Genomic DNA, 15,564 nt, shown 5'->3' on the forward strand with positions numbered 1-15,564 from the left:
GAAGTCAGTCCGCAAAGGGATCGTGGACAAGGATCGTGTCGTCGCGTTCCGGGCTGGTGGACAGCAGCGCGACGGGGCACTGGATCAGCTCCTCGATGCGGCGGACGTATTTCACCGCCGCGGCGGGCAGGTCGGCCCACGACCGCGCGCCTTCGGTCGATTCCGTCCAGCCCTCGATCTCTTCATAGACGGGGACCGCGCGCGCCTGCAGGGCGGCGGCGGTCGGCAGATAGTCGTAGTGCTGCCCGTCCACCGTATAACCGGTGCAGATCTTCAGCGTCTCGAACCCGTCCAGCACGTCCAGCTTGGTCAGGGCGATACCGTTGACGCCGCTGATCGCGCAGGTCTGGCGCACCAGCGCCGCGTCGAACCAGCCGCAGCGGCGCTTGCGCCCGGTGACGGTGCCGAACTCGTGCCCGCGCTCGCCCAGCCGCTGGCCGATGCCGTCCTCCAGCTCGGTCGGGAACGGGCCGGACCCCACGCGGGTGGTATAGGCCTTGACGATCCCCAGCACATAGCCGATCGCCCCCGGCCCCATGCCGGTGCCGCTGGCGGCCATCCCGGCCATCGTGGTGGACGAGGTGACATAGGGATAGGTGCCGAAGTCGATGTCCAGCAGCGATCCCTGCGCGCCCTCGAACAGGATGCGCTTGCCCGCGCGGCGGGCGTCGGCCATGATCTTCCATACCGGCTGCGCATAGGGCAGCAGCTTGGGCGCGATCTCCAGCAGCCGCGCTTTCAGGTCCGCGCGGTCGATCGGGTCCGCGCCCAGCCCCTGCCGCAGCGGGTCGTGATGGGCCAGCAGGCGGTCCAGCCGGCTGTCCAGCGTCTCCTCGTCGCCCAGGTCGGCGACGCGGATCACCCGGCGGCCGACCTTGTCCTCATACGCCGGGCCGATGCCGCGGCCGGTGGTGCCGATCTTGGACGCGCCCGCGGCCTCTTCGCGCAGGCGGTCCAGATCCTGGTGCAGCGGCAGGATCAGCGGCGTGTTTTCCGCGATCATCAGGTTGTCGGTGGAAATCGCCACCCCCTGCCCGGCCAGCTTGTCGATTTCTGAAAACAGCGCCCAGGGGTCCAGCACGACGCCGTTGCCGATCACCGCCAGCTTGCCCGCCCGCACGATGCCCGACGGCAGCAGCGACAGCTTGAACACGGTATTGCCGATGACCAGCGTGTGGCCGGCGTTGTGGCCGCCCTGAAAGCGGGCGATCACGTCGGCGCGTTCAGACAGCCAGTCGACGATCTTGCCCTTGCCCTCGTCGCCCCATTGGGCGCCGACCACCACCACGTTCGCCATGCCTGGTCCCCTATGTCGATCCGGGCGCGGTATAGACCTGCGGGACGCCCGGGGAAAGCCGCTTGCGGCGCGGCCCGCGCGAGTGTTGCGCCGTTAACGCTAACGACCTATCCTTGTGCCAGCCGCCGCGAGAGCCAGCCATGACCCTGCACCCCGTCATCGACCGCGTCACCGACCGCATCCGCGAACGCTCGGCCCAAAGCCGGACGGCCTATCTGGCCAAGATCGCGCTGGCGGCCGAGGACGGGCCCCGCCGCGCGCATCTGTCCTGCGGCAACCAGGCCCACGCCTATGCCGCGATGGACGACAAGGCCGACATGGCGCAGACCGCCAAGCCCAACATCGGCATCGTCACCGCCTATAACGACATGCTGTCGGCCCATCAGCCGTATGAACGTTATCCCGACCTGATCCGCCGCGCCGCCCACGCGGCGGGCGCGACCGCGCAGGTCGCGGGCGGCGTGCCCGCCATGTGCGACGGCGTGACCCAGGGCCGCGCGGGGATGGAGCTGTCGCTGTTTTCCCGCGACGTGATCGCGCTGGCGGCGGGCGTCGCCATGTCGCACGACACCTTCGACGCCGCCGTCTGGCTGGGCATCTGCGACAAGATCGTGCCGGGGCTGGTCATCGCCGCGGCGACATTCGGCCATGTCCCGGCGGTGTTCCTGCCGGGCGGGCCGATGCCCTCGGGCCTGCCCAACGATGAAAAGGCCCGCGTCCGCCAGGACTTCGCCGCCGGCAAGATCGGGCGCGAGGCGCTGATGGCGGCCGAGATGGCGTCCTATCACGCGCCGGGCACCTGCACCTTTTACGGCACCGCGAACACCAACCAGATGCTGATGGAGTTCATGGGCCTGCACCTGCCCGGCGCGAGCTTCGTCAACCCCGACACGCCGGTGCGCGAGGCGCTGACCGTCGCAGGCGTCACCCGCGCCGCGCAGATCACGCGGCTGGGCAACGACTGGCGGCCGGTCAGCGCCATTCTGGACGAACGCGCCTTCGTCAACGGGCTGGTCGGGCTGATGGCGACGGGCGGGTCCACGAACCTGGTGATCCACCTGCCCGCGATGGCGCGGGCGGCGGGCGTCATCCTGGACCTGCAGGATTTCCACGACATCAGCCAGGCCGTGCCGCTGCTGGCGCGGGTCTATCCGAACGGGCTGGCCGACGTGAACCACTTCCACGCCGCCGGGGGCCTTGGGTTCCTGATCGCGCAACTGCTGGACACCGGGCTGCTGCACGAGGACGTGCGCACGGTGGCGGGCGACGGGCTGTCGCGTTACACGGCCGAGCCGCGGCTGACCGACGCCGGGCTGACCTGGGTGCCGGGCGCGCGCGAGACGCTGAACGACCGCATCCTGCGCCCCGCGCGCGACCCCTTCGCCCCCACGGGCGGGCTGCACATGCTGTCGGGCAATTTGGGCCGCGCGGTCATCAAGGCGTCAGCCGTCAAGCCCGACCTGCACGTGATCGAGGCCCCGGCCCGCATCTTCGACGATCAGGACAAGGTCAAGGCCGCGTTCAAGGCGGGCGAGTTCACGCAGGACACCATCGTCGTCGTCCGCTTCCAGGGTCCGCGCGCAAACGGGATGCCGGAACTGCACTCGCTGACGCCGACGCTGGCGGTGCTGCTGGACCGCGGCCTGCGCGTGGCGCTGGTCACCGACGGCCGCATGTCGGGCGCATCCGGCAAGGTGCCCGCCGCGATCCATGTCAGCCCCGAGGCCGCGACCGGCGGCCCGCTGGCGCGGCTGCGCGACGGCGATGTGCTGCGGCTGGACGCGGTGGCGGGCACACTGGACTGCCTCGCGCCCGATTTCGCGGCGCGCACCCCGGTCGCGCACGACCCCGCCCCCAGCGCCCAGGGCATGGGACGCGAGCTGTTCGCGGCCTTCCGCGCCCACGCGGCCCCGGTGGACCAGGGGGCGGGAATCGTCGTCTGACGCCCCCTCCCCCCTCACCGAACCCGCGCCCCGCCCCGTCTTTCACCGGGGGGCAAATATCCCGGGGTCCGGGGCAGCGCCCCGGTCCGGCCGCGCGGTCAGCGCGTCACTTCAGCCGGGTCCAGGTCTGCGACTTGCAGATCAGTCCGCCCGCGACGCAGCCCGACAGCTTCATCGTGCCGCCGCTGACCGACGCCTTGCCGTTATAGACCTTGTTGTCGGCGGGTCGCAGCACCTTGCCCTTGTATCCGCCGCCGCCGTCCGGCGTCATCCCGGTCACGATCTGCTTGCCCAGGTTCGGCGACTGATACTCGTCCTTGCCCTTGAAGGTCTTGACGATGGTGCCGCAGAACGCTGGGCCGCAGGGCTTGACGGCGACAAAGGCGAATGCGCCCTCGTCGGCCTGGGTCTGCCACAGGCCCTCGATCGGATCGGCGGCAAGGGCCGCCGTGGCGGCCAGCGCGAACGCGGCGGCCAGCGCAACAGTCTTCATGGGTGTCCTCCCTGATCTCCCACGCGCATCAGGGGCCGCGCGCCCGATTCCGGCAAGCGTGACGTGGGGTCCGCTGCCGGGCGGCGCCCCATCTTCCCCCGCCCGCGCCGCTGTGGCATGGCCCGGCGCAGGTTTCAGGAACGGAGTCGCCCGCATGATCCTTTACCCCGCCATCGACCTCAAGGACGGCGCCTGCGTCCGGCTGCTGCGCGGCGACATGGACGCGGCGACGGTGTTCGGCACCGATCCGGCGGCGCAGGCGCGCGCGTTCCAGGACGCGGGCGCGCAGTGGCTGCATCTGGTGGACCTGAACGGCGCCTTTGCCGGGCGGCCGGTCAACGCGGCGGCGGTGCAGGCGATCCTGGCCACCGTGACCATTCCCGTGCAGCTGGGCGGCGGCATCCGCGACCGCGCCACCATCGACGCCTGGCTTGAGGGCGGCGTCCGCCGCGTCATCCTGGGCACCGTCGCGGTCGAAAACCCCGCGCTGGTGGCCGAGGCCGCGGCCGCCCACCCCGGCCGCATCGCCGTCGGAATCGACGCGCGCGCGGGCCGCGTCGCCACCCGCGGCTGGGCCGAGGCGACCGAGATCGACGCGACGGACCTTGCCCGCCGGTTCCAGGACGCGGGCGTCGCCGCGATCATCTATACCGACATCGACCGCGACGGAGCGATGGGCGGCCCCAACATTGCCGCGACCGAGGCGCTGGCACGCGCCGTCACGATCCCGGTGATCGCGTCGGGGGGCGTCGCGGCGCTGGCGGACCTGACGGCGCTGCGCGACACCGGCGTCATCGCCGGGGCGATTTCCGGGCGCGCACTTTACGACGGCGCCATCGACCTTTCGCAGGCGCTGCGGGCGCTGGCCTGACCGCTGCCCGCCTGCCCGGCGGGGATATGCGGACCGGGGTCGCGACCAGCTTGCCATCCCCTTGCCCCGTGACTAGATAGGCGCGTCCTGCGAGAAAGGCCCGACCCCGTGGAAAACGTCGTTCTGACCGTGCATCTGATCCTCGCCGTGCTGCTGATCGGCGTGGTCCTGCTGCAGCGGTCCGAGGGCGGGGGGCTGGGCCTTGGCGGCGGCAGCGGTGGCGGCGGCGTGATGACCGGCCGCCAGGCGGCCAACGCGCTCAGCCGGGCCACATGGATGCTGGCCGCGGGGTTCATCGTGACCTCGCTGGCGCTGACCGTGATCGCGGCGCGCAATTCCGTCGGCGGATCGGTGATGGACCGCATCGGCGGCGCCCCCGTGTCCGAGGCTCCGGCGAACGGCCTGCCGCAGTTGCCCTCCTATGCGCCGCCGCCGCCGGCGGGCCAGCCCGTGCTGCCGGGCCAGCCGGTCCTGCCGCCCGGCGCAAGCGGCACCGCGCCCGCAGCACCGGCCGCCGATGCCGCGCCCGCCGCAGCACCGGCCGAGACGTCTCCGGCGCCGGCAACCGACACCCCCGCCGCGGAGGACATCCCGGCGACGGCCCCTGCCCCGGCGACGACGCCCGCTCGGGCAGCGGCCCCCGCGCCCGCCGCCCCGCCCGTCGAACCGGCGGCGGAACCCGCCGCGACCGGCGGCACCACCACCACGACCACCGTTCCGCTGAACACCCCGGCCCCGGCCGGCAACTGATCCACAATAAATTGGGGCGCGCCCGCCCCATCGACACCAGACATCGCGGTCCGTTGCGGGCTGGCGGAGAATCGGCTATATCCCGACTCCCGTGAAATGCCGGTCCTGGACCGCGTTGCCGCATCTGCAGAAACGATCACGGGGACCGCATGGCGCGTTACATCTTCATCACCGGCGGCGTCGTATCCTCGCTTGGCAAGGGGCTGGCCTCGGCCGCGCTGGGGGCGCTGCTGCAGGCCCGCGGCTTTACCGTCCGCCTGCGCAAGCTGGACCCCTATCTGAACGTCGATCCAGGCACGATGTCGCCGTTCGAACATGGCGAGGTCTTCGTCACCGACGACGGCGCGGAAACCGACCTGGATCTGGGCCACTATGAACGGTTCACCGGCGTCAGCGCGCGGCGCACCGATTCCATCAGCGCCGGCCGCGTCTATTCCAACGTGCTGGAAAAGGAACGCCGCGGCGAATATCTGGGCAAAACCATTCAGGTGATCCCGCACGTCACCAACGAAATCAAGGACTTCATTGCCGTCGGCGACACCGAGGTCGATTTCATGCTGTGCGAGATCGGCGGCACCGTCGGCGACATCGAGGGCCTGCCGTTCTTCGAGGCGATCCGCCAGTTCGCCCAGGACCGCCCGCGCGGCCAGTGCATCTTCATGCACCTGACGCTGCTGCCGTGGCTGGCGGCAAGCGGAGAGCTGAAGACCAAGCCGACCCAGCATTCCGTCAAGGAACTGCGGTCCATCGGCCTGCAGCCCGACGTGCTGGTCTGCCGGTCCGAACAGCCGATCCCCGACCGCGAACGCGCCAAGATCGCGCTGTTCTGCAACGTGCGCCCGGACGCGGTGATCCCGGCCTATGACCTCAAGTCGATCTACGAGGCGCCGATGGCCTATCACCGCGCGGGCCTTGACCGCGCGGTGCTGGACGCCTTCCAGATCAGCCCGGCGCCCCGCCCCGACCTGTCGCGGTGGGAAGACGTGATGGACCGCCTGACCAACGCCGAGGGCGAGGTCAGGATCGCCATCGTCGGGAAATACACCCAGCTCGAGGACGCCTATAAGTCGATCTCCGAGGCGCTGACCCACGGCGGCATGGCCAACCGCGTCCGCGTGCGCCCCGAATGGATCGCCGCCGAGGACATCGAGGCCCCCGACGGCACCCACCGGCTGGACGGCTATCACGGCATCCTCGTGCCCGGCGGCTTTGGCGAGCGCGGGACCGAGGGCATGATCTCGGCCGCCAAATACGCGCGCGAAAAGGGCGTGCCCTATCTGGGCATCTGCCTGGGCATGCAGATGGCCGTGGTCGAGGCGGCGCGCAACCTGGCCGGCATCCCCGACGCCGGATCCGAAGAGTTCGACCACGAGGCGGGGGTCAGCCGGTTCACGCCGGTCGTCTATCACCTCAAGGAATGGGTGCAGGGCAACCACCGGGTCGAACGCAAGCCGGGCGACGACAAGGGCGGCACCATGCGGCTGGGCGCCTATACCGCCATCCTCAAGCCCGGCTCGCGCGTCAGCCAGGTCTATGGCGGCGCGACCGAGATCGAGGACCGCCATCGCCACCGCTATGAGGTGGACGCCGCCTATCGCCAGCAGCTCGAGGACGCCGGGCTGGTGTTTTCCGGCATGTCGCCCGACGGCCGCCTGCCCGAGGTCGTCGAGGCGGCAGGCCACCCGTGGTTCATCGGCGTGCAGTCGCACCCCGAGCTGAAATCCAAGCCCTTCGCCCCCGCGCCGCTGTTCGCCGATTTCGTCCGCGCCGCGAAAGAGCAGGAGCGGATGGTGTGATCCGCGGGCCAGCGCCCTGCGCCGCTGCGGGCGGCCCGCCGGTCTCGTCCGCGGTCCGGCGGCCGGCCCGCCGTATCGGTGCTGTTCCCTTGCCGCTCTCCCTCGCCTGCCTGTGTCCTTGAGTGTGCCCCGGCCCCACCGCTAGGGTAAAAGAATGAAGATTCCGTCAATCCCGGCGCTGATGACCGCCCTGCTGATCGCGGCGCCCTGGCCGGCGCTCGGCGACGCGCCGCTGTTCATCGTCGATCCGGCGCAGATGCCGTTCGACCTGGGACCGGGGGCGCCCGCGAACGCCCCCTCGCGCGCGGGGAACCTGCCTTCGGCGGCGGGCAATTCGGCGGGCGCGCCCGGCAACGGGTCGGGCATCCGCGCCAACGCGCCCGACAACCCGGCGAACGGTCCCGATGGCGGTCGCGCGATCTGGGCGGGCGACGAGGCGGTGGGCTATTACACGACCAACGGCGGCACGCTGAACCTGTTCACGCGATCGGGGCGGCGCGTCGCCTATCGCCCGGCGCGGGGCACAAGGTCGCTGTTCGCGGCCGATGGGCGGTGGTGCGGCACCGTCGCCGACACCGGCGGCGGGCTGGCGTTCGGCGTGACGCAGGCCTGCGCGGGCCGGTTCTTTGACTGAAGGCGCAGCATTTGTTGATGGCCGGTTCAACCTGCGGTTAACCTGTCTGGGCTAGACCGGTGCGGCCAGATCATGGACGCACAATGCCTGACATCACGCCGATCGACGCCCCTCGCCCGTTTGCGCCGGGCCAGTTCTTTTATGCACGAATCGACCGCGGGGGGCAGTTCCAGGCCGGCAACCCCCTGCTGGCCGAGGTTTCGGGATGCCCGCCGGGCCGGTTGACCGGCGCGCATGTCCGCATGGTCCGCCACCCCGACATGCCGCGGGTCGTCCTTGCGCTGATGTGGAAGCGGCTGCGCGCGGGACAGCCGGCCGCGACCTATCTGCACAACATCGCGGCTGACGGGCGGTATTCCTGGTCCTTCACCCTCATCGTGCCGACGCCGGGGGGGTATCTGGCGCTTGGCACCCCGCCGCAGGGGCAGCTGTTCCCCGAAATTCGCGCGCTTTACGCCGAAATGCGCGCCGCCGAACGGGGGGGCCAGACGGATGCAGCCGTGGCCTCGCTGCTGGCGGGCCGGCTGGAAACCCGCGGCCTTGTCGATTTTCCGGGGCTGATGGCCGAGGCGGGCGCGGACGAGCTGGCCCATCGCGGGGCCGCATCGCCCGATCTGGACGGCATGCGGATGCTGCTGGGGTTGCGCCAGCAGCTGATCGGGCTGCGCCGGGAACAGGACCAGCTGCTGGCGACGTTCAGGATGCTGCACCTGATCCCGACGAACATGCGCATCCTCGCCTCGCGGCTGGAACCGTCGGGCGGCCCGGTCAGCGCCATCGCGGACAGCTATAAGCGCACGGCGGCCGAACTGATCGCGCGGCTGGATGGCACCGGCAAGGCGGGTTCGGGCACGGGATCGGGATCGGGCGCCGGATCGGCGCGGATGCTGGTCGGCCAGCTGGACCGGGCGATCCTGGCCCGGTCCTCGGCGCTGCTGCTGCGGGCCGCGATGCCGGGGCTTGCGCAGGCTGCGATGTTCGGGGGCACCGATGCGGCCGCGGAATGCGCCCGCGTGGCCGATTACTGCGCGCAGGCGCAGAACGCCAGGGCCGCCGACATGGCGGTGATCGACCGCCACCTGCGCGGCGTGCGGCGCGACGCCGAATCGTTCCAGCGCCTGATGGTCGGCCTCGATCAGGTCCGCATCCTGGGAGAGGTCGAAAGCGGCCGCCTGCGCGGGCGCGACGGTGGCCTGTCCGCCATCATGACGCAGCTTGAGGATTTTCACGCCCGCATCCGCGACCGGGTCGGCTCGCTGCTGAACGCGACCGCGCGGATCGATCTCAGCCTGTCGTGATCCGGCACTTTGCCAGGGCGCGTCGGGGGTTCCTGTGGCGCGATGCGTCGCGGGCGCTGCGCTGCGGCGCGGCGATGCCCCCCTCAGCCGCGCCCCGGCCAGCGGGTGCGGCCGCCGGGCTGGCTGCCGGGGCCGCCCTTGACCGGTGCCTTGCCCGGCTTGCCGGAGTTGCGCGCGCCGGTCCCGGCCGCCTGTTCGAAACGGCGCGCCGGGCTGGACTGGTTCTTGTCCCCCGCCTTGCCACTGGCGGAAACGACCTTGCCGACAGGACCGCCCTTGTCGCCGGCGGGGCCGGGCTTGCCGCCAGCGGGGCCGCCCTTTCCGTCCTGCCGCGCATCGGCCTGCCCTGCCGTGCCCGCCTTGCCCGCGCCGTCCGCCGCGCCCTCGCGCGCCTTGGCGGCCAGATCCTTGGCGATGGCGAATGCGCCCTTGATGCGGTCGGCGTCGGTGGCCCATTCGCGGCGCACCACCAGCTTGTTGTCGGCGATCCGCGCCTGTCCGCGTTCGTCCGCGATAAAGGCGACCAGCCCCGCCGGGTTCGGGAACTTGTCCATGTGGAAACCCACCGTCGCCCCCTTGGGACCGGCCGTCAGCGTGGCGATGTTGGCGCGCTTGGCCATCGCCTTGATGCGGATGACCAGCAGCAGCGTGTTCACCTCGCGCGGGAGGGGACCGAAGCGGTCGATCAGCTCGGCCGCAAAGCCCTCCAACTCGACCTTGGTCGAAAGCTGCGCGAGGCGGCGATACAGCTCCAGCCGCACGTCAAGGTCGGGGATAAAGCTTTCCGGGATCGTCACCGGCACGCCCAGCGCCAGTTGCGGCGCCCAGTCGTCCTCGGGCGTGCCGTCCAGCTCGCCCGATTTCAGCTTGGCGATCGTCTCCTCCAGCATCGCCTGATACAGTTCGAACCCCACCTCCTTGATGTGGCCGGACTGCTCCTCTCCCAGCAGGTTGCCCGCGCCGCGCAGGTCGAGGTCCTGGCTGGCGAGGTTGAACCCCGCCCCCAGAGAATCGATCGAGCCGAGGAACTTCAGCCGCCTTATCGCTTGCGGGGTCAGCGGCACGCGCGGTTTCGTGGTCAGATAACAATAGGCCCGCGTCCGCGACCGCCCGACCCGGCCCCGGATCTGGTAAAGCTGCGCCAGCCCGAACATGTCGGACCGCCAGACGACCATCGTGTTCGCCGTCGGGATATCCAGCCCCGATTCCACGATGGACGTGGCCAGCAGCACGTCATGGCTGCCGTCGTAGAAGGCGTTCATCCGCTGGTCCAGATCGCCCGCCGCCAGCTGGCCGTGCGCGACGATGGTCGAGACCTCGGGCACGTGTTCGCGCAGCCAGTCCTCGACCTCGGGCAGGTCCGACAGGCGCGGGACCACGAAAAAGCTTTGCCCGCCGCGGTATTTCTCGCGCAGCAACGCCTCGCGGATGGTGACGCTGTCGAACTCGGACACATAGGTGCGGATCGCCAGGCGGTCGACCGGCGGCGTGCCGATGATGGACAGGTCGCGCACGCCCGTCAGCGACAGTTGCAGCGTGCGCGGGATCGGCGTGGCGGTCAGGGTCAGGACGTGGATGTCCGACCGCAGTTCCTTCAGCCGTTCCTTGTGGGCGACGCCGAAATGCTGTTCCTCGTCGATGACCAGCAGGCCCAGATCCTTGAAGCGGACCTGCTTGGCCAGCACCGCATGGGTGCCGACGACGATATCGACGCTGCCGTCCGACAGCCCGGCGCGGGTGGCGGCGGCGTCCTTGGCGGTGACAAAACGCGACAGCGGGCGCACGTTGATCGCGGTGCCGCGAAAGCGCTCGGCGAACCCGCGGTAATGCTGGCGCGCCAGCAGCGTCGTGGGCGCGACCACCGCCACCTGCTTGCCCTGGCTTGCCGCGACAAAGGCCGCCCGCATGGCGACCTCGGTCTTGCCGAAGCCCACGTCGCCCACCACCAGCCGGTCCATCGGGCGGCCTGCGGCCAGATCCTCGGCCACGTCGGCGATGGCCGCGGCCTGGTCGTCGGTCTCCGTCCAGGGAAAGCGGGCGGCAAAGGCCTCCCACTCATGATGCTCGGGTTCCAGCACCGGGGCCGACCGCAGCAGCCGTTCGGCCGCGACGCGCATCAGGCGGTCGGCGATCAGGCGGATGCGTTCCTTCAGCCGCGCCTTGCGGGCCTGCCACGCCCCGCCGCCCAGCTTGTCCAGCAAGCCTTCCTCGTGGCCGTAACGGGTCAGCAGCTCGATGTTTTCGACCGGCAGGAACAGCCGGTCGCCGCCCGCGTATTCCAGCGCCACGCAGTCGTGCGGCACCCCCAGCGCGCGGATCGTCTCAAGCCCGGTATAGCGGCCGATGCCGTGTTCGACGTGAACGACCAGATCGCCCGGCGTCAGGCTTTGCGTATCCTTAAGGAAGTTCTGCGCCCGCCGCCGCTTTTTCGCGCCCCGGATCAGCCGGTCGCCCAGCACGTCCTGTTCGGAGATCACCGCCAGCGGCCCGGTCGCCTGACCGTCGCTGACGAACCCCTCGTCCAGCGGCCAGACCGCCAGCCCCAGCGCGCCCCGCGCCTCCGGAAGGGCGCGGATGTCGTCGATGGCGACGCCGCCGCCCAGCCCCTCGTCGGCCAGAAGGCCGGTCAGCCGCTCGCGCGCGCCGTCGGAAAAGCTGGCGACGACGACGCGGCGGGTCTTTTGCAGGTCGCGGATGTGGTCGGCCAGCGCGCCGAACAGATCGGTCTTTTCGGCCTGCCGCTCGGGCGCAAAGTTGCGCCCCACCCGGCCGCCCGCGTCCAGCACCCCCGGCCCCGGCGGTTGCGCCAGCACCGACAGGCGGATGACGCGGTGCGCGCCCAGCCAGCGGTTCCATTCACCCTCGTCGGCGAACAGCGCCAGCGGAGCGACCGGGCGATAGACGCTGTCGCCCCCGCCCCTGCGACCCATCGCCTCGCGCCGGGCGTCGAACTGTTCGGTGATCGTGTGCCAGCGCGATGCGCGGTGCTGTTCCAGATGGTCGTCCAGCACGACGGATGCGCCGGGCAGGTAATCGAACAGGCTGTCCAGCCGGTCGTGGAACCACGGCAGCCAGTGTTCCATGCCGGCGGTCTTCTGCCCGGCGCTGACCGATTCATACAGCGGATCGTTGGCCCCGCCGCCGTATTCCGCGCGATAGTTCTGGCGGAACCGCGCGATGGCGTCGTCGTCCAGGATCACCTCGGACATCGGCGCGATCTCGACCCGGTCCAGCGCGCCCAGGCTGCGCTGGCTGTCGGCGTCAAAGCGGCGGATGCCGTCCAGCACGTCCCCGAACAGGTCCAGCCTGACCGGCCCGCCGGGACCGGGGGGATAGATGTCGATGATGCCGCCGCGCACCGCATAGTCGCCCGGCTCGGTCACGGTGGGCGACTGGGCAAAGCCCACCCGCACCAGAAAGGCGCGCAGCCGCGCCTCGTCCAGCCGCTCGCCCTTGCGCGCGACAAAGGACGCGTCGCGCACCATGCCGGCGCCGGGCAGGCGCTGCACGGCGGCGTTGACCGTGGTCAGCAGGACGAACGGCGGCCTGATCGCGCCCGCCGCCAGCGCCGCCAGCACCTGCAGCCGCTGGGCCATGATCTCGCCCGACGGCGACACCCGGTCATAGGGCGTGGTGTCCCACGCGGGCAATTCCAGCACCGGCAGCGCGGGGGCAAAGAACGACAGCGCCGCGCGCATGGCCGCCATCCGCCGGTCGTCGCGGGCGATGTGGATGACGGGCGCGCCGCGCCCCGCCTCGCGCGCGATCAGGGCGGCGTCAAGGCCTTCGGGCGCGCCGGACAGGATCAGGGTTTCGGACATGGTTGTCAGGTAAAGCGGGGGCCGGCGGAGTCAAGCGCGCGCTTACAGCCCGTTGGGATGGCGCACCAGCCACAGCGTCCCCCACATCGCCGCGGCGGCCACCGCCGCAACCGACAGCACGCGGGTCGCGCGCAGATGCGCCACGATGCGGGCCGCCGCCTGCGCGGCCGCGGCACCGGGCGCGGCATCGCCCGCCTCGGCCGAGGCCAGCACCTCGCGCAGGCGGGCGGCCAGCCGCACGCGCAGCGCGCCGACCAGCCCAAGCGGCGCCAGCAACAGCACCAGCGCCTGCGCCGTCTCGCGCCCATAGGCAAAGCCCAGCACCGCCAGTGCCGACAGCGCAAAGGCGGCGACGGCGATCAGGACCACGCCGTCGCGGGGGGGAACCTGCCAGCGCGGCGTGACCAGCGACAGCCAGTCCAGCAGCAGCAGCGCGTCGTCGGCGCGGCCGGGCGCGGCGGCATCGGGGGATGCGCCGCGCGCGGCATGGATGCGGCGCACCAAATCCGCCGGAATCCCCAGCGCGCCGCGGCCCACCCAGGTCCACAGCACGCTGAGCGCCAGCCAGTACCACAGCGAGGCAAAGGACCGACCGCCCAGCATGTCGATCATGCCACCCATTCCCGTCACCTGCCGCCACCCTGCCCAACCTGCCGGAATGCCGACATTATCGGGGCTTTCCCCCGCGTGGAACCGCCAATCTGCGCGCGGGGTCGGTTGCGCCCCGCCCCGCGCCTGTGGCACCTGTGGGATCGACCGTCAGGAAAGCCCGCCATGCCCGCCACGCCGATCATCGCCCCCTTCCCCGCCACCCGCCTGCGCCGCCTGCGCCGCACACCCGCCCTGCGCGCGCTGACCGCCGAACACAGCCTGTCCGCCGCCAACCTGATCTGGCCGATCTTCGTCACCGAGGTGGCGGGCGCCGAGGGCGAGATCGCCTCGATGCCCGGCGTGGACCGCCTGACGCTCGACGGCGCGAAACGCGCGGCGGAACGGGCGATGGAACTGGGCATCCCCGCCATCTGCATCTTCCCGCATTCCGACCCCGACCTGAAGACCGAAGGGTGCGAGCGCGCCTGGGACGAGAACAACATCGGCAACCGCGCCATCCGGGCGATCAAGCAGGCCGCGCCCGATCTGGCGGTGATGACCGACATCGCGCTGGACCCCTACAACATCAACGGCCACGACGGGTTCGTCCGCGACGGCATCATCCTGAACGACGAAACCGTCGAGGCGCTGGTCCGCATGGCGCTGGCGCAGGCCGAGGCGGGGGCCGACATCCTCGGCCCCAGCGACATGATGGACGGCCGCATCGGCGCGCTGCGCGCGGCGCTGGAACGGGCGGGCCACAAGGACGTGGCGATCCTGTCCTATGCGGCCAAGTTCGCGTCGGATTTCTATGGTCCGTTCCGCGACGCGGTGGGTGCCTCGGGGCGGCTGGTGGGCGACAAGAAGACCTATCAGATCAACCCCGCCAACCGCGACGAGGCGCTGCGCTGCGTCGCCCGCGATCTCGCCGAGGGCGCCGACATGGTGATGGTCAAACCGGGGATGCCCTATCTGGACGTCTGCCGCGAGGTCAAGGACCGCTTCGGCGCGCCCACCTATGCCTATCAGGTCAGCGGCGAATACGCGATGATCGAGGGCGCGATCCGCCAGGGCTGGCTGAAACGCGACGTGGTGCTGGAAAGCCTGCTGTCGTTCCGCCGGGCAGGCTGCGACGGCATCCTGACCTATTACGCGCCGCAGGCCGCCGAGGCGCTGGCGCGGGGCTAGGCCCCGGCCCCCGCCCGCGTGTTCTTCCTTGCCGAAATATCCTCCGGGCTTCCGAGCGCCCGGAAAACGGTCCAGCGGACCGTTTTCAGCGAGGAAGGGACCGGCAGGTCCGAGGGGGTGGAAAACCCCCGGTGCGACGCCGCGCGCGGTCAGCCGCCGGCGATGATCCGCACATAGTTCTTGGTTTCGCGGTAAGGCGGAACACCGCGGTACTTCTGCACCGCGCCCGGCCCGGCGTTATAGGCCGCCAGCGCCAGCCGCCAGTCGCCGAAGGTATTGTACATCTGCTTGAGGTAACGCGCGCCGCCCTCAAGGTTCTGGATCGGGTCGCGAGGGTTCACGCCCAGCTTGGCCGCCGTGCCCGGCATCAGCTGCGCCAGCCCCGTCGCGCCCTTGTGCGACCGGGCGCTGGCGTTCCAGCCCGATTCCTGCTGGACCAGCCGCAGGAACAGATCCTCGGGGACGCCGTGCTTGCGCGCCATCGCGCGGGCGTGGGGCAGGTACTGGCTGCGCTGGTTGCCGCGATAGCGCGGGATCGCGCCCGACCCGCCGCCGTCCAGGCTGATCACGGTCACGGTCTTGACCTTGCCGTTGTCGGGCCGCAGCTTCTGCGACCGCTGGTATTGGGCGGCCAGCCGCGTGTCCATCAGCCGGGTCTGGCGCTGGAACTGGGACGTGCGCGACTTGGACGACGCGCCGTTCAGCACCAGCCCCTGCGCGGCGACGGGGGCGGCTATGCCCACGCCCGCCAGCACCAGCACCGCAGCCGCGGCCACGGAACGGAAACCGTCGATCACTGCACCCATGTCGCCCTCGCCCGTTATCGTTTTGCGGGGACGATACCGGCAAAACCGGCCCTGCGCCAAGGCCGGCGTGCCGGCT

At 71.0% G+C, this 15,564-nt stretch carries 12 protein-coding genes; 7 read left to right on the top strand and 5 right to left on the bottom strand.

The features are described from left to right. Positions 1–4: 4 nt before the first annotated feature. A complete protein-coding gene (locus EPA64_RS11860) occupies positions 5–1,297 on the bottom strand; it encodes an adenylosuccinate synthase (RefSeq protein ID WP_134726563.1) in 1,293 nt (430 codons plus the stop codon). Positions 1,298–1,437: 140 nt separating this feature from the next. On the opposite strand from EPA64_RS11860, the gene edd reads away from it, so the two are divergent. Next, a complete protein-coding gene (gene edd / locus EPA64_RS11865; protein ID WP_134726564.1) occupies positions 1,438–3,240 on the top strand; it encodes a phosphogluconate dehydratase in 1,803 nt (600 codons plus the stop codon). Positions 3,241–3,346: 106 nt separating this feature from the next. Here edd and EPA64_RS11870 read toward each other — a convergent pair whose 3' ends face one another. Continuing rightward, positions 3,347–3,733: a DUF2147 domain-containing protein gene (locus EPA64_RS11870; RefSeq protein WP_134726565.1), complete on the bottom strand. Its 387-nt coding sequence runs from the start codon at positions 3,731–3,733 to the stop codon at positions 3,347–3,349. Between the two features lie 154 nt (positions 3,734–3,887). Here EPA64_RS11870 and hisA point away from each other — a divergent pair, with 154 nt between their 5' ends. The 5 genes from hisA to EPA64_RS11895 all read left to right on the top strand — a co-directional run bounded on the left by hisA (position 3,888) and on the right by EPA64_RS11895 (position 9,082). Then, positions 3,888–4,604, top strand: coding sequence for a 1-(5-phosphoribosyl)-5-[(5-phosphoribosylamino)methylideneamino]imidazole-4-carboxamide isomerase (gene hisA / locus EPA64_RS11875; RefSeq protein WP_134726566.1), 717 nt, complete (start codon positions 3,888–3,890; stop codon positions 4,602–4,604). Positions 4,605–4,712: 108 nt separating this feature from the next. Continuing rightward, positions 4,713–5,354: a preprotein translocase subunit SecG gene (secG, locus tag EPA64_RS11880; RefSeq protein ID WP_134726567.1), complete on the top strand. Its 642-nt coding sequence runs from the start codon at positions 4,713–4,715 to the stop codon at positions 5,352–5,354. Positions 5,355–5,503: 149 nt separating this feature from the next. Next, a complete protein-coding gene (locus tag EPA64_RS11885) occupies positions 5,504–7,150 on the top strand; it encodes a CTP synthase (RefSeq protein WP_134726568.1) in 1,647 nt (548 codons plus the stop codon). 154 nt (positions 7,151–7,304) lie between these two features. Next, positions 7,305–7,784: a hypothetical protein gene (locus EPA64_RS11890; RefSeq protein WP_134726569.1), complete on the top strand. Its 480-nt coding sequence runs from the start codon at positions 7,305–7,307 to the stop codon at positions 7,782–7,784. A gap of 83 nt (positions 7,785–7,867) precedes the next feature. After that, positions 7,868–9,082: a hypothetical protein gene (locus EPA64_RS11895; RefSeq protein WP_134726570.1), complete on the top strand. Its 1,215-nt coding sequence runs from the start codon at positions 7,868–7,870 to the stop codon at positions 9,080–9,082. An 83-nt stretch (positions 9,083–9,165) separates the two neighbouring features. Here EPA64_RS11895 and mfd read toward each other — a convergent pair whose 3' ends face one another. Both mfd and EPA64_RS11905 read right to left on the bottom strand, forming a co-directional pair. Then, entirely contained in the window at positions 9,166–12,903 is a 3,738-nt protein-coding gene (gene mfd, locus EPA64_RS11900; RefSeq protein WP_246026736.1) for a transcription-repair coupling factor, read from the bottom strand. A 42-nt stretch (positions 12,904–12,945) separates the two neighbouring features. Further along, the gene (locus EPA64_RS11905) at positions 12,946–13,524 is read right to left on the bottom strand and encodes a hypothetical protein (RefSeq protein WP_134726571.1); all 579 of its coding nucleotides are present in this window, start codon (positions 13,522–13,524) and stop codon (positions 12,946–12,948) included. Between the two features lie 153 nt (positions 13,525–13,677). On the opposite strand from EPA64_RS11905, the gene hemB reads away from it, so the two are divergent. Further along, on the top strand, positions 13,678–14,682 hold the full coding sequence (gene hemB, locus EPA64_RS11910; RefSeq protein ID WP_134726572.1) for a porphobilinogen synthase: 1,005 nt from the start codon (positions 13,678–13,680) through the stop codon (positions 14,680–14,682). 149 nt (positions 14,683–14,831) lie between these two features. Here the strand turns inward: hemB and EPA64_RS11915 are convergent, their stop codons facing one another. Further along, complete coding sequence (locus EPA64_RS11915; protein WP_134726573.1) at positions 14,832–15,488, bottom strand: lytic transglycosylase domain-containing protein; 657 nt, start codon at positions 15,486–15,488, stop codon at positions 14,832–14,834. Positions 15,489–15,564: the final 76 nt, after the last annotated feature.

It is taken from the genome of Paracoccus luteus, from assembly GCF_004522155.1.
In the GTDB taxonomy this organism is placed as follows: Bacteria; Pseudomonadota; Alphaproteobacteria; order Rhodobacterales; family Rhodobacteraceae; genus Paracoccus; species Paracoccus luteus.

Excerpts from the sequence above, each read along its gene's own strand:
- EPA64_RS11860 (WP_134726563.1), bottom strand. The coding sequence starts at position 1,297 with ATGGCGAACGTGGTGGTGGTCGGCGCCCAATGGGGCGACGAGGGCAAG.
- edd (WP_134726564.1), top strand. The coding sequence starts at position 1,438 with ATGACCCTGCACCCCGTCATCGACCGCGTCACCGACCGCATCCGCGAA.
- EPA64_RS11870 (WP_134726565.1), bottom strand. The coding sequence starts at position 3,733 with ATGAAGACTGTTGCGCTGGCCGCCGCGTTCGCGCTGGCCGCCACGGCG.
- hisA (WP_134726566.1), top strand. The coding sequence starts at position 3,888 with ATGATCCTTTACCCCGCCATCGACCTCAAGGACGGCGCCTGCGTCCGG.
- EPA64_RS11885 (WP_134726568.1), top strand. The coding sequence starts at position 5,504 with ATGGCGCGTTACATCTTCATCACCGGCGGCGTCGTATCCTCGCTTGGC.
- EPA64_RS11890 (WP_134726569.1), top strand. The coding sequence starts at position 7,305 with ATGAAGATTCCGTCAATCCCGGCGCTGATGACCGCCCTGCTGATCGCG.
- EPA64_RS11895 (WP_134726570.1), top strand. The coding sequence starts at position 7,868 with ATGCCTGACATCACGCCGATCGACGCCCCTCGCCCGTTTGCGCCGGGC.
- mfd (WP_246026736.1), bottom strand. The coding sequence starts at position 12,903 with ATGTCCGAAACCCTGATCCTGTCCGGCGCGCCCGAAGGCCTTGACGCC.
- EPA64_RS11905 (WP_134726571.1), bottom strand. The coding sequence starts at position 13,524 with ATGGGTGGCATGATCGACATGCTGGGCGGTCGGTCCTTTGCCTCGCTG.
- hemB (WP_134726572.1), top strand. The coding sequence starts at position 13,678 with ATGCCCGCCACGCCGATCATCGCCCCCTTCCCCGCCACCCGCCTGCGC.
- EPA64_RS11915 (WP_134726573.1), bottom strand. The coding sequence starts at position 15,488 with ATGGGTGCAGTGATCGACGGTTTCCGTTCCGTGGCCGCGGCTGCGGTG.